The 25,834-nt window shown below is 73.1% G+C and carries 24 protein-coding genes and 2 pseudogenes; 14 read left to right on the top strand and 12 right to left on the bottom strand.

What is annotated here, in order from left to right; all coding sequences use genetic code 11:
- Window positions 1-89 precede the first annotated feature (89 nt).
- The gene (locus tag AB0K92_RS11130) at window positions 90-530 is read left to right on the top strand and encodes a hypothetical protein (RefSeq protein WP_365921569.1); all 441 of its coding nucleotides are present in this window, start codon (window positions 90-92) and stop codon (window positions 528-530) included.
- A gap of 169 nt (window positions 531-699) precedes the next feature.
- A pseudogene (locus AB0K92_RS11125) lies at window positions 700-1,170 on the top strand (NUDIX hydrolase); the annotation flags it as partial.
- 33 nt (window positions 1,171-1,203) lie between these two features.
- On the opposite strand, the gene AB0K92_RS11120 reads toward AB0K92_RS11125, so the two are convergent.
- From AB0K92_RS11120 to AB0K92_RS11095, 6 genes and pseudogenes are all read right to left on the bottom strand, one after another.
- Window positions 1,204-1,734 (bottom strand): ATP-binding cassette domain-containing protein, encoded by a 531-nt coding sequence (locus tag AB0K92_RS11120; RefSeq protein WP_365921645.1) that lies wholly within the window; start codon window positions 1,732-1,734, stop codon window positions 1,204-1,206.
- A gap of 97 nt (window positions 1,735-1,831) precedes the next feature.
- Window positions 1,832-2,713 (bottom strand): annotated as a pseudogene (locus tag AB0K92_RS11115) (ABC transporter transmembrane domain-containing protein); the annotation flags it as partial.
- Between the two features lie 348 nt (window positions 2,714-3,061).
- A complete protein-coding gene (locus tag AB0K92_RS11110; protein ID WP_365921567.1) occupies window positions 3,062-3,496 on the bottom strand; it encodes a lasso peptide biosynthesis B2 protein in 435 nt (144 codons plus the stop codon).
- Window positions 3,493-3,747: a lasso peptide biosynthesis PqqD family chaperone gene (locus AB0K92_RS11105; RefSeq protein ID WP_365921565.1), complete on the bottom strand. Its 255-nt coding sequence runs from the start codon at window positions 3,745-3,747 to the stop codon at window positions 3,493-3,495. The genes AB0K92_RS11110 and AB0K92_RS11105 overlap by 4 nt, the downstream gene beginning before the upstream one ends.
- A 138-nt stretch (window positions 3,748-3,885) precedes the next feature.
- Entirely contained in the window at window positions 3,886-5,736 is a 1,851-nt protein-coding gene (locus AB0K92_RS11100; RefSeq protein ID WP_365921564.1) for a lasso peptide isopeptide bond-forming cyclase, read from the bottom strand.
- Between the two features lie 26 nt (window positions 5,737-5,762).
- The gene (locus AB0K92_RS11095) at window positions 5,763-5,873 is read right to left on the bottom strand and encodes a keywimysin-related RiPP (protein WP_365921562.1); all 111 of its coding nucleotides are present in this window, start codon (window positions 5,871-5,873) and stop codon (window positions 5,763-5,765) included.
- Window positions 5,874-6,435: 562 nt separating this feature from the next.
- Here AB0K92_RS11095 and ctaD point away from each other — a divergent pair.
- Together ctaD and AB0K92_RS11085 are read left to right on the top strand one after the other, a co-directional pair.
- On the top strand, window positions 6,436-8,148 hold the full coding sequence (ctaD, locus tag AB0K92_RS11090; RefSeq protein ID WP_365921560.1) for a cytochrome c oxidase subunit I: 1,713 nt from the start codon (window positions 6,436-6,438) through the stop codon (window positions 8,146-8,148).
- Window positions 8,145-8,513, top strand: coding sequence for a hypothetical protein (locus AB0K92_RS11085; RefSeq protein ID WP_365921558.1), 369 nt, complete (start codon window positions 8,145-8,147; stop codon window positions 8,511-8,513). The genes ctaD and AB0K92_RS11085 overlap by 4 nt, the downstream gene beginning before the upstream one ends.
- Before the next feature lie 46 nt (window positions 8,514-8,559).
- Here the strand turns inward: AB0K92_RS11085 and AB0K92_RS11080 are convergent, their stop codons facing one another.
- The 4 genes from AB0K92_RS11080 to AB0K92_RS11065 form a co-directional block, all read right to left on the bottom strand.
- A complete protein-coding gene (locus AB0K92_RS11080) occupies window positions 8,560-9,285 on the bottom strand; it encodes a hemerythrin domain-containing protein (RefSeq protein WP_365921556.1) in 726 nt (241 codons plus the stop codon).
- Between the two features lie 72 nt (window positions 9,286-9,357).
- On the bottom strand, window positions 9,358-10,578 hold the full coding sequence (locus AB0K92_RS11075; RefSeq protein WP_365921554.1) for a PP2C family protein-serine/threonine phosphatase: 1,221 nt from the start codon (window positions 10,576-10,578) through the stop codon (window positions 9,358-9,360).
- 151 nt (window positions 10,579-10,729) lie between these two features.
- A complete protein-coding gene (locus tag AB0K92_RS11070; RefSeq protein WP_365921552.1) occupies window positions 10,730-12,451 on the bottom strand; it encodes a RecQ family ATP-dependent DNA helicase in 1,722 nt (573 codons plus the stop codon).
- A gap of 120 nt (window positions 12,452-12,571) precedes the next feature.
- Window positions 12,572-13,495, bottom strand: a complete 924-nt coding sequence (locus AB0K92_RS11065; RefSeq protein ID WP_365921550.1) for a LysR family transcriptional regulator — start codon at window positions 13,493-13,495, stop codon at window positions 12,572-12,574.
- A gap of 128 nt (window positions 13,496-13,623) precedes the next feature.
- On the opposite strand from AB0K92_RS11065, the gene AB0K92_RS11060 reads away from it, so the two are divergent.
- The 6 genes from AB0K92_RS11060 to AB0K92_RS11035 all read left to right on the top strand — a co-directional run bounded on the left by AB0K92_RS11060 (window position 13,624) and on the right by AB0K92_RS11035 (window position 19,780).
- Window positions 13,624-14,625, top strand: coding sequence for a fumarylacetoacetate hydrolase family protein (locus AB0K92_RS11060; protein ID WP_365921548.1), 1,002 nt, complete (start codon window positions 13,624-13,626; stop codon window positions 14,623-14,625).
- Window positions 14,622-15,578, top strand: coding sequence for a cyclase family protein (locus AB0K92_RS11055; RefSeq protein WP_365921546.1), 957 nt, complete (start codon window positions 14,622-14,624; stop codon window positions 15,576-15,578). Before AB0K92_RS11060 ends, AB0K92_RS11055 begins: the two co-directional genes overlap by 4 nt.
- 55 nt (window positions 15,579-15,633) lie before the next feature.
- Window positions 15,634-16,764 (top strand): FAD-dependent oxidoreductase, encoded by a 1,131-nt coding sequence (locus AB0K92_RS11050; RefSeq protein WP_365921544.1) that lies wholly within the window; start codon window positions 15,634-15,636, stop codon window positions 16,762-16,764.
- A complete protein-coding gene (locus tag AB0K92_RS11045; RefSeq protein WP_365921542.1) occupies window positions 16,761-17,768 on the top strand; it encodes an amidohydrolase family protein in 1,008 nt (335 codons plus the stop codon). Before AB0K92_RS11050 ends, AB0K92_RS11045 begins: the two co-directional genes overlap by 4 nt.
- Before the next feature lie 11 nt (window positions 17,769-17,779).
- Complete coding sequence (locus AB0K92_RS11040) at window positions 17,780-18,718, top strand: VOC family protein (RefSeq protein WP_365921540.1); 939 nt, start codon at window positions 17,780-17,782, stop codon at window positions 18,716-18,718.
- A gap of 90 nt (window positions 18,719-18,808) precedes the next feature.
- A complete protein-coding gene (locus tag AB0K92_RS11035) occupies window positions 18,809-19,780 on the top strand; it encodes a fumarylacetoacetate hydrolase family protein (protein WP_365921538.1) in 972 nt (323 codons plus the stop codon).
- 32 nt (window positions 19,781-19,812) lie between these two features.
- Here AB0K92_RS11035 and AB0K92_RS11030 read toward each other — a convergent pair whose 3' ends face one another.
- The gene (locus AB0K92_RS11030) at window positions 19,813-20,391 is read right to left on the bottom strand and encodes a Type-2Aa cytolytic delta-endotoxin (protein WP_365921536.1); all 579 of its coding nucleotides are present in this window, start codon (window positions 20,389-20,391) and stop codon (window positions 19,813-19,815) included.
- Window positions 20,392-20,595: 204 nt separating this feature from the next.
- Between AB0K92_RS11030 and AB0K92_RS11025 the strand changes: the two genes are divergently transcribed.
- The 4 genes from AB0K92_RS11025 (at window position 20,596) to AB0K92_RS11010 (ending at window position 25,389) form a co-directional block, all read left to right on the top strand.
- Window positions 20,596-21,873 (top strand): hypothetical protein, encoded by a 1,278-nt coding sequence (locus tag AB0K92_RS11025; RefSeq protein ID WP_365921534.1) that lies wholly within the window; start codon window positions 20,596-20,598, stop codon window positions 21,871-21,873.
- Between the two features lie 207 nt (window positions 21,874-22,080).
- Entirely contained in the window at window positions 22,081-23,364 is a 1,284-nt protein-coding gene (locus AB0K92_RS11020) for an extracellular solute-binding protein (RefSeq protein WP_365921532.1), read from the top strand.
- Window positions 23,365-23,431: 67 nt separating this feature from the next.
- Window positions 23,432-24,679 (top strand): cytochrome P450, encoded by a 1,248-nt coding sequence (locus AB0K92_RS11015; RefSeq protein WP_365921530.1) that lies wholly within the window; start codon window positions 23,432-23,434, stop codon window positions 24,677-24,679.
- Complete coding sequence (locus AB0K92_RS11010) at window positions 24,676-25,389, top strand: GAF and ANTAR domain-containing protein (RefSeq protein WP_365921528.1); 714 nt, start codon at window positions 24,676-24,678, stop codon at window positions 25,387-25,389. The genes AB0K92_RS11015 and AB0K92_RS11010 overlap by 4 nt, the downstream gene beginning before the upstream one ends.
- Window positions 25,390-25,469: 80 nt before the next feature.
- Here AB0K92_RS11010 and AB0K92_RS11005 read toward each other — a convergent pair whose 3' ends face one another.
- The gene (locus AB0K92_RS11005) at window positions 25,470-25,718 is read right to left on the bottom strand and encodes a hypothetical protein (protein ID WP_365921526.1); all 249 of its coding nucleotides are present in this window, start codon (window positions 25,716-25,718) and stop codon (window positions 25,470-25,472) included.
- Between the last annotated feature and the right edge of the window lie 116 nt (window positions 25,719-25,834).

The following is a 25,834-nucleotide window of genomic DNA, read 5'->3' as shown; positions in this document are numbered from 1 at the left end:
TGCGGACATATCGGACGCCGCCGGGGACGCCGCCGTATCTCCTCTAAACTCGGCGGAGTTCACGTCGAGCCGGTGGGAGGAGGGGGAGCATGACCCTCACGGAGGAGATGTGGCGCAGGTTCGTCGAGGAGTGCGCACACGGGCACGCGGCCGGGGCTCCCAGGGAACCGTCGGCTGCGGCGCGCGGTGAGGGCGCTCGGGTCCTGCCAGCCACCCCGCCCGCTCGCGAGGTCCGGGACGAGCCGGTCGGTGAGCTGTGGGAGCCGCAGGACAGCGCCGGTCCCGCGTGGCGCGACCTGGACGGTCCGGCCCGGCGCCGCCGGCTGCGGCATGTGATCGGTACGGCCTGCGTCGGGGCGCTGCTGCTCGCCCTGGCGTCCGTGGTCCCGGCGCACGCGCCCGGAGGGGACGAGGGCCCGACGGACGCCACGGTCTCGGAGGCCACGCCGTCCCCGGTGACCACCACCCACGAGGGCCTGGGCAGGACGCCCCGCACCCACGCCTCCACCGGGTCACCTCACCTCGGCTGAGAGCGACGTCGCGTCAGCGACCGCCGGTGCCCGGCGGCCGGCACCGTGGGCGCCGGCGGTCACCACGCCGCCACGCCCGGACCCGTTCCCGCCACGGGAGGACCACATGGCCGAACACCCCGCGCAGGCAGGCCCCGGCCGGCGGCGGCACGCCGTGCCCGCCGACGCCCCCGCACGCGTCAGCACCCGCCCCCGCACCACGAAACCGCCCACCCCGCAGGCAGCGTTGGGGGTCGGTGCCGTGCTGCTCGGCCCGGACGGCCTGCTGCTGGGCCGTCACCGGCTGGGCACGACCGAGCTGCCCGGCGGAACCGTGGAGCCCGGCGAGTCGCTGCCGGAGGCCGTGGTGCGCGAACTGGCCGAGGAGACCGGGCTGTACGCCGACCCCGCCGACGTCCGGCTGCTGGGCATGTTCCTCGACCGGGTCGGCGACGTCGTCCGCGTCACCGTGGGCGCCCTCGTCACCGCCTGGCGGGGAGAACCCGCCGACCAGCCCGGCGAGAGCGTCGGCGACTGGCGCTGGTGGCCCCTCGACGCCCTGCCCGCCGACCTGTTCGAGTGCAGCGCGCAGATTCTCACCGCCTGGCGCCCCGACCTGCCGATCGACCATCCGCCCGCGCACTTCACCCCCTTCACGTGAGGTGAGTGAGGTGAGTGAGGTGAGGGTGTGTGCCTATTCCGCCCGCCGTCCCATGACGTGCGTGGCGGCCAGTTCGCGGTAGGCCGGGCTGGTCGCGAGCAGTTCGTCGTGCCGGCCGGAGGCCACCGTACGGCCGCCTTCGAGGACGACGATCCGGTCGGCGTGGCACACGGTGGCGAGGCGGTGGGTGATGACGAGGACCGCGCAGTCCCGTGCGAGGGCGGTCAGCGCCCGGGTGAGTGCCGTCTCGTTGACGGCGTCGAGGTGTGAGGTGTGCTCGTCGAGCAGGAGCAGCCGGGGACGGGCGAGCAGGGCGCGGGCCGGGGCGACGCGCTGGCGTTCCCCCGCCGACGGGGTGCCGCCCCGGTCGCCGAGTCTGCCGTCCAGGCCGCCGGGCAGGCGCGGCACGACGTGGTCGAGCCGGGTCAGCTCCACGACGCGGCGGATGTCGTCCTCGGTCGCGCCGGGGGCGGCGTGGACGAGGTTCTCGCGGAGTGGGCCTTCCAGTACGTGGGTGTTCTGGTCCACGAGGGCGATGCCCGCGCGGCACTCCTGGCGGCTCAGGGCGGTCGCCGGGCGGCCGTCGAAGCGGATGGTGCCGAGCGTCGGGGTCGTAGAGGCGGGCGATCAGCGCGAAGAGGGTGCTCTTGCCGGCTCCGGAGCGGCCGACGAGGGCGACGAGTCCGCGGTGCGGGACGGTGAGGGTCGCCCCGCGCAGGACGGGGCGGCCGGGGATGTAGGCGAAGCGGATGCCGGTCAGTTCCAGCGCGGGTGCCGGGTCCGGTGGGGCGGCCGGGGCCGGTGAGGCCGCCGGCGGCGGGACGGGGACGGTGGGGCCGGGCCGCTGGGCGGGTTCCTCGGGCAGGGCGAGGACCTCGTTGATCCGCAGGTACGCGCCGGTGCCGCGCTGGATCAGGCCGATGGCGCGGAACACCGAGGACAGGGGCATGACCAGGTACGAGGCGTACAGCCGGAAGGCGACCAGGTCGCCGAGGGAGTCCGCGCCCCCGCTCCCGACCCGCATCCCGCCGACGACCAGGACGAGCAGGAAGGGGCCCTGGACGGCGAGTTCGACCGCGCTGCTCATGATCGCGGCCAGCTTCGCCGCCCGGACGCCCGACCCGTGCGCCGCGTCCAGCCGCTCGCCGATACGGCGCGCCTCACGTTCCTCGGCCCGGTACACCCGGACCACCGGCAGGGCGCCGAGGGCGCGTTCCAGTTCGGCGGCGACCGCGCCCACGGAGGACTGCATCCGCTCCGACGCCACCCGCATGCCCTTCAGGAGGGTGGTGACGACGGCCGCGGCGAGGGCGACCGTCGCCACGCCGAGGAGCAGCAGCAGCGGGTCCAGCCACAGCGTCAGCAGCAGCGCCCCGGCCGAGACCAGGCAGCCGGTGAGGAGGTCGACCAGGGCCTGGGAGACGACATCGCGCAGCAGGGTGGTGTCGGCGGTGACGCGGGAGACCAGGTCGCCGCGGCGGCGCCGGTCCAACTCCCGCATCTCCAGCCGCAGCAGCCGCGCGACGAGTCCGTGCCGCACCATGCGCACCACACCCTCGCCCATGCGGTCCAGCAGGAACCGGCCGGTCGCCCCGCGGTGGCCTCGGCGGCGAAGAGCGCGGACAGCAGCAGCAGGAACGGCCACAGCACCTCGCCGCGGGCGCCGGCGTCCACCACGTGCCTGCGAGGAGGGGCTGGGCGAGGCCGAGCGCGGAGGCGGCCAGGGTCAGTGCGGTCGCGGCGGCGATGGGCCGGCGGTGACCGGACGTCAGACGGAACAGGGCGGCGACCGAGCCGCCCGTCGTCCGCCCCGCGCGCCGCCCGGCTCGCTGCGCCCCGCCACCGTCCGGGCCGGTGCCGGCCGGGGCGTCGTCCGCGACGGCCGTGCCGCTCACGTCGTCGCCCGCCGCGCCGGGGCCACCGTCACCAGCCGGGCGAAGTAGTCGTCCGGGACGCCCTCCCCCACGGGACGGCCGCCGGCCTCGATCCAGGCGTGGGCGGAGAACGGCGGAACCTTGCGCACGCCGGTGCACCAGGTGGGCCAGGCCCCGTACAGGCGGCACAGCAGGGCCGCCCCCAGCGACCGCGGCAGGCAGCCGCGCGGTCCCGCGCAGCGCAGGCTCACCGCGCACATCGCCTCACGCGCGGCCGCGGCCTGCGCGGGAGTGGCGGGGCGTGCCCCGCGGCGCACCCACCCCAGTACGGCGCGGATGTGACGCGGCGGCAGGAAGGACAGGGCCAGCGCGGGCACGAGGACGAGGCGGGCGGCCAGGCGGCGGGCGAGGGGGACTCCGGTGGGCCGGTCGAGGGCGCTGGGGGTGGTCATGCGACCAGCCCCGCGTCGCGCAGTTCGCGCACCAGTGCCGCGACGTCCTGCTCGGCGCGGTCGCGGTCGATGTCGAACCGCTCGACCAGTGCCGTGACGGCGGCCGTCTCGTCGCCGTCGTCCATGAGGGTCCGCACCACGAGGGCGCCCGTGGGGTTGAGTTCCCAGTACTCACCGCTGCGCTGGTCGAGGAGTACCGTCCCGTACCGGGTCTCCGCGGTGGAGACGTCCTGGTGGAATCGGAGCGTCATGCGAATCGGCGCCTTTCTGCTGTCGTGGTCGTCCGATGGCGGGCCGGGGTGCGCGGTCCCGGCCGTCCGACGTGCGAGTCGGAGTGCGGGTCGTAGTGCGGTCCCGGTCGTCCCGCGCGGCTCGGGACGCGGTCCCGGTCATCCGACGGCGGGACGGGGGGCGCGGTCCCGGGAGCGCAGCCACACCTCGCAGGCGATGGTCGAGTAGAGGATCGCGTCGCGCAGGCCCGGCGCGGAGGGCCGCTGGGCGAGCCGGCGCAGCTGCTCGCCGTCGACCAGGCCGAGGCGTTCCAGCCGGGAGTCGGTCCACAGGGTCATCAGGTCGCCCCGGTGCCGGCGCAGTCCGTCGGAGGCGTCCATCGAGGCCTCGGCCTTGTTGGCGCGCCGCAGGCAGGCGTCCGGGACGACACCGCGCATGGCCTCGGTGAGCAGCGGTTTGTACTGCCAGGGCGTGACGCGTTCGTCGGGCCGGACCGCCAGGCACGCCTCGATCACCCGGTCGTCCAGGTACGGCGACGCCATGGGGAGTCCCGCCCGGGTGGCCATGCGCTCCCACTGGCGGATGATGCGGGTGCAGGTGCGGATCAGCTCCAGGTCGGTGTGCAGGCCACGGTCCGGGTGCAGCGGCTCGGCGTGCGCGGCCGAGTCCAGCAGGGCCTCGCGGGCCAGCCGTTCCGTCTCGGGCGTCATCCAGGGGAACAGGCGGGGTGCCATGCCCCAGCCGAGGCTGCCGGTCACCGAGGACTCGGGCATCGGGGTGCGCAGCTGCCGGGCGGAGTCCGCCAGCCAGCGGGGGTAGGCGCGGGTGTCGGCGAGGGCGCGCGCGGTCGCGCCGAGCGGCCAGTTCCACAGGGCGCGGAAGCCGCGGAGCCGGCTCAGCGCGAACAGTGGCCGGGTGCGCAGCAGCTGGTGGTAGTACGCCTCCGAGCACCAGGCGACGTGGTCGCCGCCGATGCCGGTGAGATGCACCCGGCTGCCGCGTTCGGCCAGCCAGGGCAGGTGTTGCAGGACGCGGGAGCGGTCCATGACCCCGATGGTCGGCTCGTCGAGGAGGTCGTCGATGCCGAGCAGGTCCGAGTAGACCAGCGCGGAGGCGTCCGCGTCCCAGACGACGTGGTCGGCCTTCGGCAGGTGTTCGGCCGCCTGCCGGGCCCAGGCGAGGTCGGTGTCGGCGGGGTCCCGGCCCGGCCAGGTCGCCGCGATCACGGAGGCGGAGGAACGGGCGGCCAGGAAGCAGACGGAGGTGGAGTCCAGTCCGCCGGACAGGTCGCAGCTGATCACCCCGCCCGGCCGGGTCCGCAGGTCGACGGCCTCGGCGAGCGCCGCGCGGACGGCGGGGGCGCCGCGGGTGAGGGTGCGGACCGGTTCCGGGGGCCACCACCAGCGTGAGGTGCGGGCCCGCCGTCCGTCCGCGGAGACGATCAGGGCGTCCTGCGGGGAGACCGCGTCGACGCCCTGCCACACGGAGGTCTCGTAGAGGGGATGCGGCACGGGCCACAGCAGCCGGACGGCCAGCCGGCCGGTGTCCGGGCGGCTGTCCAGGGCCGTGGCGAGCAGGTCGGCGCTGGTCGCGGCGATGTGGACGCCGCCGATGCGCGCGTGGAAGACGAGCCGCAGCCCGGAGGCGGTGCCCTGGATCCTGAGCTGCCCGTCGTGGCTGGCGACCAGGTGGAAACTGCCCGGCAGGGACCGGGCGAGGTCGTCGAGTTCGGTGAGGTCGCGCATGCGGGCGGCGCGGCGTTCGAGCCGCGGCCGGTCGGCCGCGCACCATCCGACGGCGGCGAGGGCCGTCGTACCGGCGCGCACGGTGACGATCTCCGTGCCGCACCAGTGGCCGATCAGCCAGGGGCGGCCGGAGGCGTGGGGCAGGACACGGGTGCCGGGGTGGCGGAAGAAGCGGGCCGCGGCGGCCGCCTCCTCGCAGTCGGGGAAAACCGCGAAGTGGGCGTCACCGCGACCCGTTTCCGCACTCTCGTGCATGTCGGACATGGAGTCCCGTTACGTTCCGGTCGCCGTCAGTTCTTGCTGAGGATCAGACGGTCGTAGCCACTGCGCTGCAGCAGCCCGGTCTTCTGACGGAAGGATCCGAGCCGGACGAGCGTCGGGGCCTCGTACGCCTTCTTCATGTCATCACCTCGCTGTGAGCGGTACCGTCGGCCTCCTTGCGGCCGGCGGCGGTGTCACCAGCTAGCGCGGCGGAACGTGACCCGGACAAGACGCCCACGATAAGTCATATCAGCAGACTTTCCCTGGCCTGATGCGATGGCCGGAAACGCTGCCGGCCACCTCCCCCGGATGCGGAGTGGGGTGGCGTAGGGAGGTGAAAGGGCGACGAACCCGTCCCACCTGCGCGATGGTGCCGGCGCCCCGGGCCGCGGTGGCGAACGCACCCGGCACACACGTCAAGGGGGCGCCGCCCCGCGCATTCTCCGCCGAAAACGCAACAGCCGGCAGGACGTGAAGGCGGTGTCCGCCCGAGGCGAGCGGCTTGCCCGAGGCGAGCGGCTTCCGTCGCTGCCACGCGGCCGAACCACTCCCCCGAACGGGCCTCTGCGTCCACCCGGACGGATGGACGCATGGGCCGAACGGCGCAAGGACGGCCCGTACGGCGCCTTGCGCCCGGCGAAGACGACTAGCTTCCGCTGAGCCGGCTACAAGCGTCCGAACCCATGCCGACCGAGGGACCCGATGGCGACACATACCGAACCGGTTGCTCCGGTACCGGCGGCCGAGAAGCGCCGCCGCGGCCAGGTGATCGTGACCTGGCTGACCACGACCGACCACAAGAAGATCGGTCACCTCTACCTGATCACGTCGTTCCTCTTCTTCCTCTTCGGCGGCGTGCTGGCGATGGCGGTCAGAGCCGAGCTGGCCCGGCCGGGTTTGCAGATCCTGTCCACCGAGCAGTACAACCAGGCGTTCACCCTGCACGGCACGATCATGCTGCTGCTGTTCGCCACACCGACGTTCGCCGGGTTCGCCAACGCCATCATGCCGCTGCAGATCGGCTCGCCGGACGTCGCCTTCCCCCGGCTGAACATGTTCTCGTACTGGCTGTTCCTCTTCGGCGGCCTGATCGTGATGGCCAGCTTCTTCACCCCCGAGGGCGCGGCCGACTTCGGCTGGACCGCCTACACCCCGCTCAGCGGCGGGGAACGCACCACGCAGCTCGGCGGCGACCTGTGGATCATGGGACTCGGGCTGTCCGGGTTCGGCACGATCCTCGGCGCGGTCAATTTCATGACGACGATCATCTGCATGCGCGCCCCCGGCATGACCATGTTCCGCATGCCGATCTTCACCTGGAACGTGCTGCTGACCTCGGTGCTGGTGCTGTTCGCCTTCCCCGTCCTGGCCGCGGCCCTGTTCGCACTGGAGGCGGACCGCAAGTTCGGGGCGCACATCTTCGACCCGTCCAACGGCGGAGCACTGCTGTGGCAGCACCTGTTCTGGTTCTTCGGCCACCCCGAGGTCTACATCCTCGCCCTGCCGTTCTTCGGCGTGATCACCGAGATCATCCCGGTCTTCTCACGCAAGCCGATCTTCGGGTACGGCGGGCTGGTCGGCGCCACCATCGCCATCGCCGGGCTGTCGGTGACCGTCTGGGCCCACCACATGTTCGCCACCGGCGCGGTGCTGCTGCCCTTCTTCTCCTTCATGAGTTTCCTCATCGCCGTGCCGACCGGCGTGAAGTTCTTCAACTGGATCGGCACCATGTGGCGGGGCTCGGTGTCCTTCGAGCCGCCGATGCTGTGGGCGGCCGGCTTCCTCGTCACCTTCCTCTTCGGCGGCCTGACCGGCGTCCTGCTCGCCTCGCCGCCGATGGACTTCCACGTCACCGACACCTACTTCGTGGTGGCGCACTTCCACTACGTCCTGTTCGGCACCATCGTCTTCGCCATGTTCGGCGGCTTCAGCTTCTGGTGGCCCAAGATGACCGGCACGATGCTCGACGAACGGCTGGAGAAGATCCACTTCTGGACGCTCTTCGCGGGCTTCCACACCACCTTCCTCATCCAGCACTGGCTCGGCGCCGAAGGCATGCCCCGCCGCTACGCCGACTACCTGGCCGCCGACGGTTTCACCGCCCTCAACACCATCTCGTCCATCGGCGCGTTCCTCCTCGGCCTGTCCACGCTGCCGTTCCTCTACAACGTGTGGAAGACCGCCAAGCAGGGCGAGCGCGTCGAGGTCGACGACCCGTGGGGTTACGGGCGCTCCCTGGAGTGGGCCACCTCCTGCCCGCCGCCCCGCCACAACTTCACGACCCTGCCGCGCATCCGCTCCGAGTCCCCCGCCTTCGACCTGCACCATCCCGACCTCGCGCAGCTGGAGCAGCAGGCGAACGCCGGTCAGCGGGACGTCGTGGGCGCCGACGAGCACAAGGGCGGACCGCGGTGAGACACGACCGGGACCGCCCGGCGGCGGCCGACACGGCGTCGACCGACACCGTCGAGGGCTACCTCATCGCCCGCGCCCACCACGACCAGGCGCACCGCGAAGCGGGGCTGCTGTGCTCCCGGATGCCCTGGCTGACCACCGCGCAGGCGGACGACGTCACGCGCCACTACGTCGAGCAGCGCCTCGAAGCCAGCCGCCACCTGCTGCGCGAGGCGGTGGACCGGGCCGCCCAGCTGCGGCGGGAGTACGAGGACCGGTACGCGGCCCTGCGCCGCGACCTGCTCGTCCGCCACACGGCGGCCGCCTGCGCCACGCTCGCCTGCGCGGCGGGCGTGGGCACCCTGGCGGGCCTGATCGCCCGCTAGGACCCGTCGTCCGGATCAGACCGGCATCGGGCGTCGGCGGGGGTGTTCAGCGTCGTCCGCGCGGATGCGCTCGGCGTCGTCCGCGCGGATGCGCTCGGCGTCGTCCGCGCCGGATCGCGCGGGCGGCGCCGGCGACGGCCAGCAGTACGGCCAGCGCGGTGGCCGCCTTGCGCGGGCCGGCGGCGGGGCCGCGGGCGCTCAGCGCGTCGCGCGCCCGGTCCTGGAGGCTCAGCGGGACGCCCAGGACCGCGTTGCCGGGCGGGCGCCTGGGGACGGCGGGGTGGGGATGGGTGGGCGCGGTCCGCCGTACCGTCTCCCAGGCGGCGCCGAGCCGTCGCAGGCGAGCGGCGCCCATGGCCTCCTGCAGCCGGGGCAGGAGCAGGTCCTCCTCGTCCCTGATGTCCTGCCGGATCAGCGCGAAGGCACGCTCGATCTTGTCCGCGCGCTCCGGGTCCCCGAGCGGGAGACGTTCGACGGCGGTGACGAGATCGTTGATCTGCTGGTGCTCCTCCTCGACGCGGGCGGTCAGTTCCTCACCGTCGGGGACGAGACGGCGCACCGCCGGCCACAGCACGGTCTCCTCGGCGAAGGCGTGGCTGAAGACCAGCTGGACCAGCTCCTTCAGGGCCTGCTCGCCGTCCTCGTCGTCGCGCCGGGCGCGGTACCGCTCCATGAGCCGGTCGATCTCCGCGTGATCGCGGCGCTGGCGCGCCAGGACGCTGCGCGGGCCGCCCAGCTGCCGGACGGTCTGGTGCTTGATGGTGTTCGCCATGCTCCCTGCTCCGCTCCTCGTGGTCTGCTCTCGGGTGGCGCTACAGCGGCGGTGCCGGGGCCGCGCCGGTGGTCAGGGGGTCAGCTCGTCGTGCCGGCCGGCGCGCCATTCGACGAGGAGCACGGTCGCGTCGTCGGCGAGGCGGCCCGCGTGGTGCTCCATCACGGCGTGCATCAGACGGCGCAGTGTCTCGTGCAGGGGCTGGTGGCCGAAGTGGTGGCGTACGACGAAGTCGACGAAGCGGTCACGGCCGAACTCCCGGCCGTCGGCGTCCCGTGCCTCGACCACGCCGTCGGTGTACAGCAGCAGCCGGTCGCCGGGTTGCAGCTGCCGGCGGGAGACGGTGATGGGCAGGCCGAGCCCACTGCCCATCGGCCCGGCGGGCGGGCAGGAGAGCTCGACGGTCCAGCGGTTGTCGCGCACGACGAGCGGCAGATGGTGGCCGCGGTTGATCCAGGTCAGCTCACCGGTGGCCAGGTCGAGGTCGGCGAGGATGCCGGTGACGTAGCGGCTGGTGCCGAAGTGCGTCATCAGCAGGTCCTCGACGGCCCGGCTCGTGTCCGCGAGGGAGGCGCCCTGGCGGCGGGCGTTGCGGCAGGCGGCCACGGCCACGTTGGCGGTGATCCCGGCGGTGGTGTCGTGGCCCATCGCGTCGAAGACGGACAGGTGCAGTGTGGTGCCGCTGACGGCGTAGTCGAAGGCGTCGCCGCCCACCGAGTAGGCGGGTTCGACCAGCCCGCCGACGGTGACGTCCTGGCCGGCGAAGGCGGACGGTGCCATCAGGTTCCACTGCATCTCCGCGGCCACGTTCATGCGCTCGGTGCGGACCAGGCGGGCGAAGGAGTCGCTGACAAACCGCTTGCTCAGCAGCAGCAACGCCACCAGGGAGGCCAGGTCGCGCAGGTCGTCGCGCGCGGTGTCGCCGGCGTCGTCGGCGGTGTCCGCCCGCAGCACCCCGAGCCGTACGATCCCGTCGGTCACCGGCACCCACCACCGCCGGGTCCGCCGGTCGGCGGGGGCGGTCTCGGTGAGCACGTCGACCCGCTGGAAGGCCCGGCCGGGCAGCGTGCCGTCCACCGTCAGCCGCTCCCCGCCCTCACCCGCCTCCACACCACGGCCGGTGACCTCCCGCAGTACGGTCTCGCGGATGTCGGCGACGAAGACGGCCACGTCGCGGAAGCCGGCCCGGGCCGCGTGCCCGGCGATCAGGCCGGGCAGCTGCTCGAACGTCACCGTGTGCGCGGCCTGCATCAGATCGCGCAGGATCCGCCCGGTGTCCGCGGTGGCTTCCATCGTCGCCGGTCCTTGGTTCGCAGGGTCATCTCACCGGGGGCGGCCGGTCCGCCGCCGGTGCGCCGTCGGGCGCGCTTCCGCGTACCCACACAGCGGGAGGCGACGCCTGGCGGCCGGTCGCCCCGGTCGGGTCGGGCTGGACGGGGGCGCGTCATGACTCCGGGCGGTCCGCGCCGGGCCGGCGCACCACCGTGAGCAGCCCGTCGCGGGCGGCCAGCGCCTCCAGGGAGAGGGTGTGATAGCCGGCGTGGTCGAACAGCACCGTGATGCGGTCCCGGTCCTCGCTCAGCACCGTGCCGTCGCCCCACTGCTCGTGCCGTACCTCGGTCCCGACGGGATAGCGGGCCGCGGCCGGGTGGACGGGCCGCTCCTCGGGTCCGCTCCCGGCGCTCACCGCGCTTCGCGGGTCGTCCTCGTCGCAGCGGTCGCAGTTGCCGCACGGCGCCTCGTACTCCTCGCCGAAGTAGCCGAGCAGGAAGTGCCGCCGGCAGCCGGTGGTCTCGGCGAACGCGCGGGCCATCTCGACGCGTGACCGGTCGGTGCGGCGGTGTGCCTGCGCGGCCCGCGCGGCCCGCTCCGTCGCGCGGCCCGGGGTCATGCCGGGGGCGGGGCGGATCTCCCCGTCCTCCCCCGTGGCGACGGCGCCGGCCTCCTCCAGCAGGTTGACGGCGGCGGTGACCCGGTTCCTGGACAGGCCGGTCTCCTCGCGCAGCTCGTCCAGGCCGGCGGCGTCGTCGCCGTCGTCGTCGTGGACGGCGTCGGCCACGTCGGACAGGGTCTCGCGGCTCGGGGTGCGGCCGGCGAACCAGGTCTGCATCCCGGTGTCCCGCGGCCGGTAGTGCAGTACGGCGAGGGCCGGGCGGCCGTCCCTGCCGCAGCGGCCGATCTCCTGGTAGTAGGCGTCCAGGGAGCCCGGCAGCGACGCGTGGAGGACGAACCGTACGTCCTCCTTGTCGATGCCCATGCCGAACGCCGAGGTCGCCACGACCACGTCGGCGGCGCCGGAGAGGAAGGCGTCGTGGACGCGGGACCGCTCGGCGGCGCGCAGCCCGGCGTGGTACGCCTCGGCGGTCAGTCCGAGGGCGGCCAGTTCGGCGGCGTAGTGCTCGGTGTCCTTGCGGGTCCCGGCGTAGACGATGCCCGGCTTGGGCTCGGCGGCGGCCCGTTCGACGACGGCGCGGCGCCGGTCGTCCTCGTCCATGAAACGGTGGACCTCCAGCCTGATGTTCGGCCGGTCGAAGCCGGTCACCATCACGCGTGGCCGCCGCATGCCGAGGCGCTCGGTGATCTCCCTGCGCACCGGTGGGGCGGCGGTGGCGGTCAGGGCCAGGACCGGCGGTCTGCCCACCCGGCGCACCGCGTGGTGCAGTCGCAGGTAGTCGGGGCGGAAGTCGTGGCCCCAGGAGGACACGCACTGCGCCTCGTCCACGACGAACAGCGCGGGCCGGGTCTGCGCCAGCCGCTCCACCACCTCGTCCTTGGCGAGCTGCTCGGGGGACAGATACAGGAAACGGGCCTCGCCGCGGCGCACCGCCTCCCAGGCGGCCTCGGTCGCCGCCGCGCCCACGTCGGAGTTGACCGCGACGGCCCCGGCGGCGGCGTCGTCGTCCGGCAGCCCGGCGATCTGGTCGCGCTGCAGGGCCAGCAGGGGGGACACCACCACGACCGGCCCGGACAGCATGAGGGCGGGGACCTGGTAGACGGCGGACTTGCCGGATCCGGTCGGCATGACGACGAGGGCGTCCTCGCCGCCGGCCACCCACTCCATGGCCGTGAGCTGGCCCGGCAGGAGCGTGTCCCAGCCGAACACGTCCGCGGCGATCTCCCGCAGGCGCGCGGCGCGGGCCTCTTCCTTCCGCGACCGTCCCGCCATGGCCCGCTCCCCTCTCCGCTCGTGCGGGCGCGCCCGGCCGCGTCCCGACGCCAGGCGAGTACCCGGTGAGGGGATGCGCACCCGCGCGCCGGGGAAGCGTGCGCCGGGCCCGCGCGGTGTTCAGGCGAGGTCCGTGGGGATGGGCGGCAGTCCCGCGCCCACCCGCGCCGCCGTCTCCCGCAGCCAGATGTGGGCCGCGTCGTGGGTGTGCACCGGGTGCCACCACAGCGCCTCGCGCAGGGGTACCGCCTCGTACGGCGGTTCCAGGACGCGGACGGCGGCGAGCGGTTCGACGAGGCGGGCGAGGCGTTCCTGGATGAGCGCGATCCGTCGGGTCCCGGCGACCAGCAGTGGCAGCAGCTGGAAGCTGTCGACGGAGACCTCGGCGCGCGGTTCGATGCCGAGCATGCCGAGCTGCCGTACGGCGGGGGCGTCGTAGGTGCGCTGGTAGGTGACCCACGGGAGCTGGGCCAGGTCCTGCCGGGTGAGCCGGTCGCCGACGCTCGGGTGATCGTCGGCGACGAGGAAGACCCAGCGGTCGTCGTAGAGGTCGGTGGCGGGGAAGTCGCTGATCACTCCGTGCGGCATGAGCAGGCCGTCGGTGGCGCTGAGCAGCGTCGCGGTGTCGTCCACCACGGTGGACGGGGTCTGGGTGAAGCGGAGCCGGATGCCGGGGGCCTCGGCGTGCACCACGCGGGCCAGCTCGGCGCCGAAGACGGCCACGGCGTAGTCGGAGGCGACCAGCTTGAACTCGCGGCTCTCGCGCAGCGGGTCGAAGTCGGCCTGGCTGGAGAAGAGGCGTTCGAGGACGTCGCAGGCGGTGGAGGTGCGGTCCAGGAGGACCTGGCCGAGGGCGGTCAGTTCGTAGTGGCCGCCGACGCGGGCGAGCAGGTCGTCGTCGAAGTGGCGGCGCAGCCGGGCGAGGGCGGCGCTCATCGCGGGCTGGCTGAGTCCGACGCGCTGCCCGGCGCGGGTGACGTTGCGTTCCTCCAGGAGGGCGCGCAGGGCCACGACGAGGTTGAGGTCGAGGCGGGCGAGGTTCACGGGGCTTTCCCTTGCGGTGGGGCGACGATCCAGGGGGTATACACGCGACGGATGCCGATCATCCACACAATCTATTTCCCTGATCGCGGGCGGCGGGTCCAGATTAGTGCCACCGCACTCAGGAGGACATGTCCGTGAAACCTGAACCCGCGTCCGCGCTCTTCGCCGGACCGTTCGCCCTCGCCACTCTCTCGGCCCCGGACGGGCCCGCCTTCCCCGCCCTCGTCACCCCCGACGCCCAGGTGCTCGATCTGCGAGTCGCCCTCGCCGACGGACAGTTGACCGTGCGGGGACTCCTTGAGGACTGGGAGGCGGCCCTGCCGCGGCTGCGGGCGCTGGCCGGGGGCGGCGGGCCGGAGCGCGCGCCGCTGGCCGGCTTGCGCGTGCACGCGCCGGTCGAGCCGCGGCAGGTGTTCCAGTCGGGGGCGAACTACCGGCAGCACGTGATCGACCTGCACGTCGCCCACCGCGCCCCCGGCGACGACCGGCCCGAGGCCGAACGGCGCGCCGAGGCGGCGGAGATCATGGACCGCCGGGCGGCCGAGGACCTGCCGTACGTCTTCATCGGCCTGCCGAGCGCGATCACCGGGCCGTACGACGATGTCGTCCTCCCGGCGTGGGCGCAGCAGCCCGACTGGGAGCTGGAGTTGGCGGTCGTGATCGGCCGGCCCGCGCACCGGGTGTCCGTGGCGGAGGCGCTGGACCACGTCGCCGGGTACACGATCGCCAACGACCTGACCGACCGCGCGACGGTCTTCCGCCGGGACATGCCGCAGATCGGCACCGACTGGCTGCGCAGCAAGAACGCGCCCGGCTTCACCCCGCTCGGCCCGTGGATCGTGCCCGCCGAATCGATCGCGGACCCCGACGATCTGCGGGTCACGCTGAAGCTGAACGGCGAGACCATGCAGGACGAGTCCACCAAGGACATGATCTTCAAGGTCGCCCGCATGGTGTCCTACGCCTCCCAGAGCGCGCGGCTCCTGCCGGGCGACCTGGTGCTGACCGGCTCCCCGGCCGGCAACGGCATGCACTGGGGCCGGCTGCTGCGCGACGGTGACGTGATGGAGGGCTCGATCACCGGGCTCGGCGTCCAGCGCACCCGGTGTGTCGCCGAGGACGCCTCGTGAACCGCGACGACCCCGAGGGCGCGATCGCCGAGGCCGCCGAGTCCTGCTCGAACTGGGGGCGTTGGGGTGAGGACGACGTCCTGGGCACGCTCAACTTCCTCGACGAGGCGAAGCGGTGCGAGGGTGCCGCACTGGTTCGGCGGGGCGTCAGCTTCTCGCTGTCGCAGCGGTTCGACATGAACGGCCCGCAGAAGGGCTGGCGGCGGCGCACCAACCCGGTGCACACCATGCTGGACACCGGCACCGACGCCGCCCTCGGCGTCCAGGGGTTCCCGCACGGCATCGGCGGCGCGGACGACGTGATCGCGATGCCGTTGCAGTGCTCCACCCAGTGGGACGGGCTCGGCCACATCTTCGACCACGGCCTGGCGTGGAACGGCCGCCCGGCCGAGAAGGTCGTCACCTCCGACGGCGACCTCGTCACCGGCATCGAGCACATGGCGCCGTACGTCGCGGGGCGCGGGGTGCTGCTGGACACCGGCCGGGTCATCGGCGACGACGGAGAGCTGCCCGACGGTTTCGCGATCACCGAGGAGCACCTGACGGCGACCGCCGAGGCGCACGGGCTGCGGGTGGGCCGCGGTGACATCGTGCTGGTGCGCACCGGGCAGCTCGCCCGCGTCCGCCGCGACGGCTGGGGCGACTACGCGGGCGGCCCGGCGCCCGGTCTGTCGTTCACCACGGCCGGCTGGCTGCACCGCACCGAGATCGCCGCCGTCGCCACCGACACCTGGGGCTTCGAGGTGCGGCCCAACGAGTTCGAGAACGCCTTCCAGCCGCTGCACCAGGTCGTCATCCCCCACATGGGCCTGCTCGTGGGCGAGATGTGGGACCTGGAGGCGCTGGCCGAGGACTGCGCGGCCGACGGCGTGTACGAGTTCTGGCTCACCGCCGCTCCCCTGCCGATCACCGGGGCGGTCGGTTCCCCGGTCAGTCCGATCGCCGTCAAGTGACCCGGCCCTCACGCACGTTGCCTCCTCCAGCAAGCGCGGAACGAAGGAGTTCCCCATGAGCACACCCCGCCAGGTCCTCGTCGTCGGCGGTGGCGCGGCCGGCAACGCCGTGACGATCCTGCTGCGCCGGGCCGGGATCGCCGTGGACCTGATCGAGGCCAAGGACGACTGGAACGCCACCGCCGGCTCCGGCATCACCCTCCAGGGCAACGCCCTGCGCATCCTGCGGGAACTCGGCGTGTGGGAGCGGGTGCGGGAGTCCGGCTTCGGCTTCGGCTCGGTCGGCATCACCGCCCCGGACGGCACCGTCCTGCACGTCGCCCGCGACATCCGCACCGGCGGCGACGACCTGCCCGCCACCGTCGGCATGCAGCGCCCGCGCCTCCAGCAGATCCTCATCGACGCCGTCCGTGCCTCCGGAGCGGCCGTTCGCCTCGGCACCCGGGCCGAGGCCTTCGACCAGGACGGCGAGGGCGTCTCCGTACGGTTCGACGACTGCACCCAGGGCCGCTACGACCTGGTCGTCGCCGCCGACGGCCTGGGCTCCGCGACCCGCGCCGCCATCGGCATCACCGACAAGCCGGAACCGACCGGCATGGCAATCTGGCGGATCGCCGCCCCGCGCCCCGCGGGCGTGGTCCGCACCGACCTCGCCTACGGCGGCCCCGCCTACATCGCCGGGTACTGCCCCACCAGCGACACCACCCTCTACGCGTACGTCGTCGAGGCCAACCGCGACCGCGCCTCCATACCCCCCGAGTCGTACGCCGACGAGATGCGCCGCCTGGCCTCCGCGTACGGCGGCCACTGGCCGGAGATCACCGCGCACATCACCGACCCCGCGAAGGTCAACTACACCTGGTTCGACCGGCTGCTGGTGGAGGGCTCCTGGCACCGCGGCCGCATCGTCCTGATCGGCGACGCCGCGCACTGCTGCCCGCCCACCCTCGCCCAGGGCGCCGCGCTGTCCCTGGAGGACGCGTGGGTGCTGGCCCGGCTGCTGACCGGCGCCGACCGCTGGGACGACGCGCTCCTCCAGGCTTACTACGAGCGGCGGATCGCCCGGGTCCGTCCGGTCGTGGAGGCGTCGGTGCGGATCGGGCAGTGGCAGCTGAAGGGTGTACGGGACGCCGACATGCCCGGTCTGATGGCCCGCACCATGACGATGCTGCGGAAGCTGCCGTGAGCACGGCCCCCACCGTGGACGTCCACGCCCATGTGCTGTTGCCGGAGGTCGACGCGCTGGTGGCCGGCCTGCCGGGGCTGGCCGAGGCGAAGGCCCTGGACGCCCGGCGCAACGGCCCCGCGGCCCTGGCCGTCAGTGGCCCCATGGTGCGCGAGCGGATACCGAGGCTGACCGACGTCGGCGTGCGCCTGGCGGCGATGGACGCCCAGGGTGTGGACGTGCAACTGGTCAGCCCGTCCCCCTCGCACTACCACTACTGGGCGGACGCGGAGACGGCGGAGAAGGTGTGCCGGCTGGCCAACGAGGCGACGGCGGCGCACTGTTGGGCCGCCCCGGACCGGCTGCGCGGGCTCGGCCTCGTGCCGCTCCAGCACCCCGAACACACCGTCCGCGCCCTCGATCACGCCCTGGAGCAGGGCCTGTCCGGAGTGGAGATCTCCAGTCACGCCCCGGGGCGGGAACTGTCCGACCCGGCCTACGAGCCACTCTGGTCGCGGGCGGAGCAGACCGGCGCCCTGATCTTCCTGCACCCCTTCGGCTGCACGCTCGACGAGCGGCTGGACCAGTGGTACCTGTCCAACACCGTCGGACAGCCCACCGAGAACGCCGTCGCGCTCTCGCACCTCATCTTCTCCGGTGTGCTCGACCGGCACCCGGGGCTGAAGCTGATCGCCGCCCACGGCGGCGGCTATCTGCCCACCCACATCGGCCGCTCCGACCACGCCTGGACCGCCCGCCCCGACGCGCGCGCCGACTGCGCCCACCTGCCCAGCAGCTATCTGAAACGCCTGTACTTCGACTCCCTCGTCCACGACCCGCACGTCCTGCGGGAGCTGGTCCGGGTCGCCGGTGCCGACCGGGTGCTGCTCGGCTCCGACTTCCCCTTCGACATGGGAACCGAGGACCCCGTCGCGGCACTGCGCGCCGCACGGCTTTCCGAAGCCGACTTCGACGCAGTACGCGGCGCGAACGCCGCCGCCCTGCTCAACCTCACCCCCGCCTGAGGAGGACTCCCATGAGCGCACGTCTGCTCACCCATCTGCGGCACGTCGACCTCGCCGTGCCCGACTACGCCAAGCAGCTCGACTTCTACGCCGGCGTCTGGGGCCTGACCAAGGTCGCCGAGGACTCCGGCATCGCCTTCCTCGCCGCCGAGGGCTCCCCGGAGCAGTACGTCGTCCGGCTGCGCCAGTCCGACGAGAAGCGCCTCGACCTCGTCGCCTACGGCGCCGCGAGCCCGGCCGACGTCGACACGCTCGCCGAGCGACTCCTCGCCGGGGGCGTGCGGCTGATCTCCCAGCCCGGCAAGGTCGACACCCCCGGCGGTGGTTACGGCTTCCGCTTCTTCGACGTCGACGGCCGCACCATCGAGGTCTCCGCCGACGTCGAGGTGCGGCAGCACCGCAAGATCGAGGAGAAGGAGTCCATCCCGGTCAAGCTGAGCCACGTCGTCCTCAACTCCCCTGACCTGAACCGGACTCGCGAGTGGTACGAGCACCACCTCGGCTTCCGCCTCTCCGACACGCTCAGCTCGCCGCACATGGGCGAGGTCATGCACTTCATGCGGATCTCCAACCAGCACCACTCCATGGCGCTGGCCAAGGGCCCGCACACCTCCCTGCACCACATCTCCTTCGAAATGCGCGGCCTCGACGAGTACATGCGTGGCTCCGGCCGCGTCATCCGCGCGGGGTACCGGAAGATCTGGGGCCCGGGACGGCACATGGCGGGCGACAACACCTTCACCTACTTCCTCGACCCGCACGGCAACACCGTCGAGTACACGACGGAGCTGGAGTGCCTGGACGAGGACACCTGGCACCCGCACGTCTACGACTTCTCCCGGCCCGAGGTCACCGACCAGTGGGGCACGGCCAACCCCATGAACGAACTCGTCGCCAAGGAGTCCTTCAACGACCCCGACCGCGGTGTCTTCGTCGCCCCGCCGGTCTGACCCCACCCCTCGCTCCTGGGGGCGCGGCCGGCTGTCACCTGCCCTGACTCGGTCCCGCCGCGCCCCTTGGCCCGCCCCCGGAGCCGCACCATGCGTTTCGCCGCCTACACACACCACCATCGCCGCCGCGTGGCCGTCGTGGAGGACGACGGCACCCTGCTGCCGCTGCCCGGCGTCACCTCCCTCACGGACCTGCTGCGGGAGTCCGGCGGCCTGCCCGGCCTGCTCGCCGCGGGCGCGGCGGCGCTCGACGTTCCGCCCGGCCCGCATCTCTCCGAGGTCCGCCTGCTGCCTCCCCTCCAGCCCGCCTCCCTACGGGACTTCGTCACCTTCGAGGAGCACGTCGAGGGCGTACGGCGGTCCGTGGACAGCGTGGCGGGCGTACCCGAGCAGTGGTACGCGGCGCCGGCCTTCTACTTCACCAACCCGCACGCCGTCTACGGCCCGGACGACGGGATACCGGTACCGCCCGGCTCCGCCGTCCTCGACTTCGAGCTCGAAGTGGCCGCCGTCATCGGCCGCGAGGGCCGCGACCTCACCCCCGAGCAGGCCCGCGACCACATCGCCGGCTACACGATCCTCAACGACTGGTCCGCCCGCGACCTGCAGTCCGCGGAGATGCGGGTCGGTCTCGGTCCCTGCAAGGGCAAGGACACCGCGACCACGCTCGGCCCTCACCTGGTCACCGCCGACGAACTGGAGCCGTACCGGGACCCGGACGGCTTCCTGCGCCTGGCGCTGACCGCCGAGGTCAACGGCGAGGTCGTCGGCCGTGACCTGCTGTCCAACATGAGCTGGACCTTCGAGGAGATGGTGGCCTACGCCTCCCGTGGCACCCGGGTCGTGCCCGGTGACGTCCTGGGCTCGGGCACCTGCGGCAACGGCGGCTGCCTCGCCGAACTGTGGGGCCTGCGCGGCGAACGGGACCCGCGCCCGCTCGCACCCGGTGACACCGTCACCCTCACCGTGGAGGGCATCGGCACCGTGTCCAACACGGTCGTCCCGGGCCCGGCCCCGGTGACGATCCCCGCCGGCCGCCGCCGTCCCCGGGAGCGGCCGTGAGCGGTCCGCGGTCCGCGGTCCGCGGTCCGCGGTCAGGGCACGTTCACCAGTTTCTGCCGCACGACGATGGCGTTGAGCCGGACGGCGAACGGCGCGGTGTCGGTGAGCCCCAGGGTGCCCACGCGGGTCTTGTCCAGGCCGACGGTGACGTCGGCGCAGAAGGCGACGGCGTACAGGTGGTCGCCGGCCACCTCGTCCTGGAGCGCGAAGAACAGGTCGCGGTAGTAGCCGGTGCGGTCGGATTCCTCCGCGTAGTACGCCAGTCCCGGTGCGCCCTCTTGCTCCGCGAGACCGGTGAAGGCGTCCATGAGGTGGCGCTCGACGGTGTCCCAGAAGGCGGCCTCGGCCGCCTCGCGCGGAAGCGCCTGACGGACCGCCTCCTTGAGGGAGAGCGCCATCACCAGCATCGGCGCCTCCTCCCGGAGCCCCCAGCCGCGGACCGTCCTGACGATCTCGCTGTCGGGAAGCGCGGCGGCGGCATCGCGGATGTGGGCGAAGTCGTAGTCGACGGTGGCGGGTGCGATCGCCTCCTGAAAGGCGCGGTCCAGCGCCCGCGCCTGTGCGAGATGTGCCTCGTCCACCTCGATGACGGTCCTGAAACGGGCAGCCAACTCCCCCTCCTTCAACATTTTGTTGCAGCGGTGAGGCGTCAGTATGCCCGCACCGACGCAGCCGGCGCGACCCTCGGGACGCCGGGGCGGATGTGGGGTGGCTTTCGGTGAACTACTTTCCGGCGAACGCGAGCACCGGCCCCGGCTATGCTCGGGTGCGCTTTCGCATACAGCATCGCCGCCTGTCCGAGGACGTGACCTGGCTTGAAGTCGACGCCTGTTGAGCTGGTGGCCCTCATCGCCGTCTTGGTGCTTGTCGCCGTGTTCGTCGCCGCCTGGCTGCTGCGGAGAACGCGGCGGCGGACGGTCGCCGCTGCGGACGGTCCTCCCCCACCGGGCACCGCGGACGTGACCGGACTCCCTCCGGCAGGGCTGCTGGTCCCGGAGCAGGTCCTCGCGGCCGCCGGCTCGACGTCCGCCACGATCTGGGACGCGCTGGAGGCCGCGGCGGCGCCGGTCGCCGTCGAGTACCACCCGGTCGGCGAGAGCGAGCTGGCGAAACTGCGGACCGTGCCCGTGAACGCGGCGATGCAGCAGGCGCTGACCGATATCGTGAAGGCCCTCGACCCGAAGAGCCCGACCCTGTTCCGCGTCGTGCTGCCCAAGGGCGCCGAGCTGGTCAAGGCGGCGGGAACGTCCGGGTTCAGAGGGTTCTCCCGTACGGGCGGCACGACGGCACACGCGGTTCTCAAGCCTGTCGCCGCCGGAGGAGCCGTCGCGGCGGGCTGGCCGGTGCTGGCCGTCGCGGGAACCGTCCTGGCGATGGACATGATGGCGCAACGTGAACAGCGAGCACACCAGCGCCGGGTCGAAGCCGTCCTGGGCCGCCAGGAGGAACGACACTACGTCGAGCGCATCGCGCACCAGCGGTCGGCGGACGCCCAGTTGTCCCGCGCGGCCAGTCTCATACTCGACGGGCATCACCCCCGGCTCGAACTCGCGCTGAAGAGCGCGGACGACGAGTTCTACCGGGCTCAGCAGTTCCTGGAGAAGTACCGCGGCGCCGTCGACGAGCTGGTGGACGAGGACGGGAAGGCCGACTTCCGCCGTCTGGAAGAGGCTCTGGGCGGCGAGACGAAGGAGACCGGTCACTTCGTCCGGGAGCTGCACCTGGCACGGGCGGCGATCGCGGTGCAGCGCAAGGCGCTGGTCGTGCACGCGGCGGCGGTGGCTCTCGCCGATCCCGCCAATCCCTACACCGCGCTGCGGAGATTCGTGGAGTCGCAGGTGCACCGCCTGGAGGACGCCGACGCGGTCGCGACCGAACTCACCGAACGCCTCGGGCAGGTCCAGCTCAAGGGCCGCTGGTACGACTCCGACAAGTCCGTGTCGGCGCGGCAGGAGTTGCTGCGCGCGCAGATCTCCCCTGCCGAGGTCGAGGGCGACACGGAGATCCGCTGCGTCGTGACGTCGTCCGGCCGGATCCTCCAGGTCCTTCCGCCCGCCGAAGACGAGCCCGCGGAACCCGCGCACGACGAGTAGCCGCGGTCAATACTCCGTCCGGGAGTCGCCTTGGACACCGCGGAAGGTTCTACGCGCGTCGTCGTCGACGTCGGTATATCGGAAGACACCAGCCCGAACTGCCGTGGTTGGAGCAATGACCACAACCATTGATCAGGGGCCGCAATACACCCTGAGCTGGGGCAGAATTCCGGCCGCACCGTCCAGAAAAGGCAAGAGGAAACATCTGTGCGACCACGACTCTCCGGCGCTCGCGCCTCCATAGCCGCACTCGGACTGCTGGCCTCCCTCGTCACCGCCTGCGGCTCGTCCGGCGGCGGCGCCGACAGGACGACGCTGCGCCTGGTGGCAGCCGAGTACGGCAACAGCCCCTCGACCAGCTCCAAGGCGTACTGGGACGAGCTGAGCGCCGCCTTCACCGCCGCCCACCCCGGCACGAAGGTCGAGGTGACGCTCCTCCCGTGGACCGATGTCGACCGTGAGGTCACCCGCATGGTCGAGGAGGGCAACGCCCCGGACGTGGCGCTGATGGGCGCGTACTCCGACTTCGCCGCACAGGGCCGGCTCTACGCGGCGAGCGAGGTGCTGTCGGTCAGGGCGGAGTCGAACTTCCTGGCGCCGCTCGCCGAGGCGGGTTCGGTCCGCGGCACCCTCTACGGCCTGCCCTTCGTGGCCAGCAGCCGGCTGCTCTTCTACAACAAGGAGCTGTTCGACGAGGCCGGGGCGCAGCCGCCGAAGACCTGGTCGGATCTCAAGGCCGCCGCCCAGGCGCTCAAGGCGCGGGGCGTGCCGTACCCGTACGCCCTGCCGCTCGGCCCGGAGGAGGCGCACGCCGAGGCCCTGATCTGGCAGCTGAGCAACGGCGGCGGGTACGCCGACGACAGCGGCGGCTACAGCATCGCGTCCGAGCGGAACACGCAGACGTTCCGCTGGATCAGGGACAACCTGGTCGCCCCCGGCCTGACCGGTCCCGTCCCGCCGGCCCGGCTCGACCGGCAGGACGCCTTCGCCGCGTTCCTGCGCGGCGATGTCGGCATGCTCAACGGCTACCCGTCCCTCCTGCACGAGGCGCGGGCGAAGGGCATCGAGGTCGGAACCCTGCGCATGCCGGTGTCGGACACCCTGGGCGACGGACAGGCCCCGCCGTCCGTGGGCGTCGCCGACTGGATGATGGCCTTCAAGCACGCCGACAACCGCGAACTGACCAGCGACTTTCTGGAGTTCGTATACAAGGACGAGAACCTCAGCGAGTTCGCCGGGCGCTACCACCTGCTGCCCTCGACGGTGACCGCCACGCGCACCTCCGCGGACGCGGCGGCGGACCCCAGCGGAGAGCAGTTCCTCGCCGCACTGCGCGGTGCCCGGCTGTACCCGGTCAACGAACCGTCCTGGCTCCAGGTCAGCAACATCATCAAGCGCAACATCGGCAAGGCGGTCGCACCGTCCGCCGACCCCGAGGCCGTACTGGAGGACATCGCCCGGCAGGCCCGGAAGACCACCGGGAACCCGTAGGCGGGTGACCAGGCGGTTCGTCGCCGGTCGAGGTGTCGCCCCGGGCGGGCAGGGGCACCCGTGCGCCATGGACACACCTCACCGCTCCCTCGCCGATCACACGTTGCCCGCGCTCGCCGAGGGGTACGCCTGGCTGCCCAACCGGATGAGGCGGAGCGCGGACCAGGTCGTGCGGACCCGCCTCATGGGCCGTCCGGCGCTGGCCGTGCGGGGGCCGGAAGCGGTGAGGTTCTTCTACGACGAGCGGCACGTGCGCCGCCACGACGCCCTTCCCGGCCCGGTGCTGAGCACCCTGTTCGGCCACGGGGCGGTCCACACCCTCGACGGGGACGCCCACCGCGTGCGCAAGGACCTGTTCCTGCCCCTGCTGGGCGTCGAGCGGATCGCGGGGGTGGTCGAGCATGTCACCGCCGCGTGGGACGAGGCGGTCCCCACGTGGGCCGGCCGCTCCTCCGTCGTACTGCTCGACGAGGCGAGCGTGGTGCTCACCCGAGGGGTCTGCCGCTGGGCGGGGATCCCCCTGACCGACGACGACGCCGAGCCGCTGGCGCGGGACCTGGTCGCGATGGTGGACGGGTTCGCCACCCTGGGGCCGCGCCACTGGCGGGCCCGGCGTGCCCGCGCCCGGCAGGAGGCACGGCTGGCCCGCCTGGTCGAGGACGTCCGGTCCGGCGCGGTGACCGCCCCCGCGGACTCGGCCCTCGACCAGGTCTGCCGGCACCCGCACGCGACCGGTGAGCCGCTGGAGCCGCGGACGGCCGCGGTGGAACTGCTCAACGTCATCCGCCCCACCGTCGCCGTCTGCTGGTTCGTCGCCTTCGCGGCGCACGCGCTGCACCGGTGGCCGCAGAACCGGGAGCGGCTGCGCGGCGGTGACGCCGCCTGGGCCGCGGCCTTCACGCACGAGGTCCGCCGCTTCTACCCGTTCGCCCCGTTCCTGGGCGGCCGGGCCGTCACCGACCTGACCTGGCAGGGCGAACACGTGCCGGCCGGCGGAATGGTGCTGCTGGACGTGTACGGGCAGCACCACGACGAGAAGCTGTGGGGAGATCCGTACGCCTTCCGCCCGCAACGGTTCCTGGACCGGCCCGTCGACCGCGACGAACTGATCCCGCAGGGCGGCGGCGATCCCCGGCACGGGCACCGCTGCCCGGGCGAGGGCATGACCATCGGACTGCTGGAGGCTCTGGCGACACGGCTGGCCCGCCTGGAGTACACCGTTCCGGAGCAGGACCTGACGATCTCGCTGCGGCGCATCCCGGCACGACCGCGCAGCGGCTTCGTCATCGCCGACGTGCGCCCGCCCGCCGCATGACCGCCGAGGTGACGAAGGCGGCGCGGCTGGTCGCGCGAGCCGCGGCGGGCAGCCCCGGTGCGGAGGTTCCCCGGCGGGTGTGCGCGGCGGTGCGCGAAGGGCTCGGCGTGGACGGTGCCACCTTGTCGTTGCTCACCGACACCCCCGCCCGCCAGCTGCTCGCCGCGTCGGACGATGCCGCCCTGCAGCTGGAGGAGATCCAGTTCACGGTGGCGGAGGGACCCTGCGTCAGCGCCGCGCGGACCGGCGAGCCCGTCGCCGTGAACGATCTGCGGCACGAGCTGACGCCCTGGCCGCTGTTCGGGGCGATGACACGGGAGAAGCTGCCGGAGGTGCGCTCCGTCTACGCGCTCCCGCTGTTCTTCGGCGACTACGTCCTCGGGTCGGTCGACCTGCTGGCGACGCGGCCCGGCGCGCTAGACGAGGAGGCCCTGGAGCAGGCGGCCGACGTGGCCGACGCCGTGACGGCGGCGCTCATGCCGACCCGCGAGATGCTGCTGACCGGGAACGACGCCCCCGTGTGGGAGCCGGAGCGGGTGGTCCGGGCCCACTGGTTCGACACCTGGCGCGCGGTCGGGGCGCTGGCGGCCCGACGGCGGGTCACCCCGGAGGACGCCCTCGCCCTCATGCGCGCCGAGGCCTTCCGCACCGGCAGGTCGCTGCCGGACATCACCACGGACATCCTGCGCGACCCGCCCGGTACGTCGTAGGCGCGCCGGCATGCAGTAGGCGCGGTACGTCGTAGACGCGCCGGTACCTAGTAGGCGCGGTACGTCGTAGACGCGCAGGTTCAGGCGCCGAGCTGTGTCACGGCGACGTCCAGGCGCGCGGCGATCGCCTCCAGGTCGCGCCCGGACGCGTCGTCGGTGTCGAGCCGGGCGACGAGGTCTTCCCTGGAGATGACCTCCGCGGCACCGCGCCACCGATCGTCCGTGAGCGCCGACGCCGGTACGACGGCGGCGGCACCGGCCACGACGACCAGGACCGGCTCGTCGGCGTCGGACTCCAGCAGGGCCTTGACGTGCTCAGACGTGATCATTGCGGTTCCTCCGTTCCTTCGGTTTCTCCGGTCGCCGCGGACGGCTCACGGGTAACCCACAGCACCGCGCGCACTCCACTCAGGCGGTGCGTGCCGCGGAGAGATAGGGCGACGCG

The organism is Streptomyces sp. NPDC052687 (genome assembly GCF_040678395.1).
Classification (GTDB): Bacteria; Actinomycetota; Actinomycetes; order Streptomycetales; family Streptomycetaceae; genus Streptomyces.
Note: the sequence above shows the minus strand (reverse complement) of the source record. Positions and strands in the feature narration are given on the sequence as shown.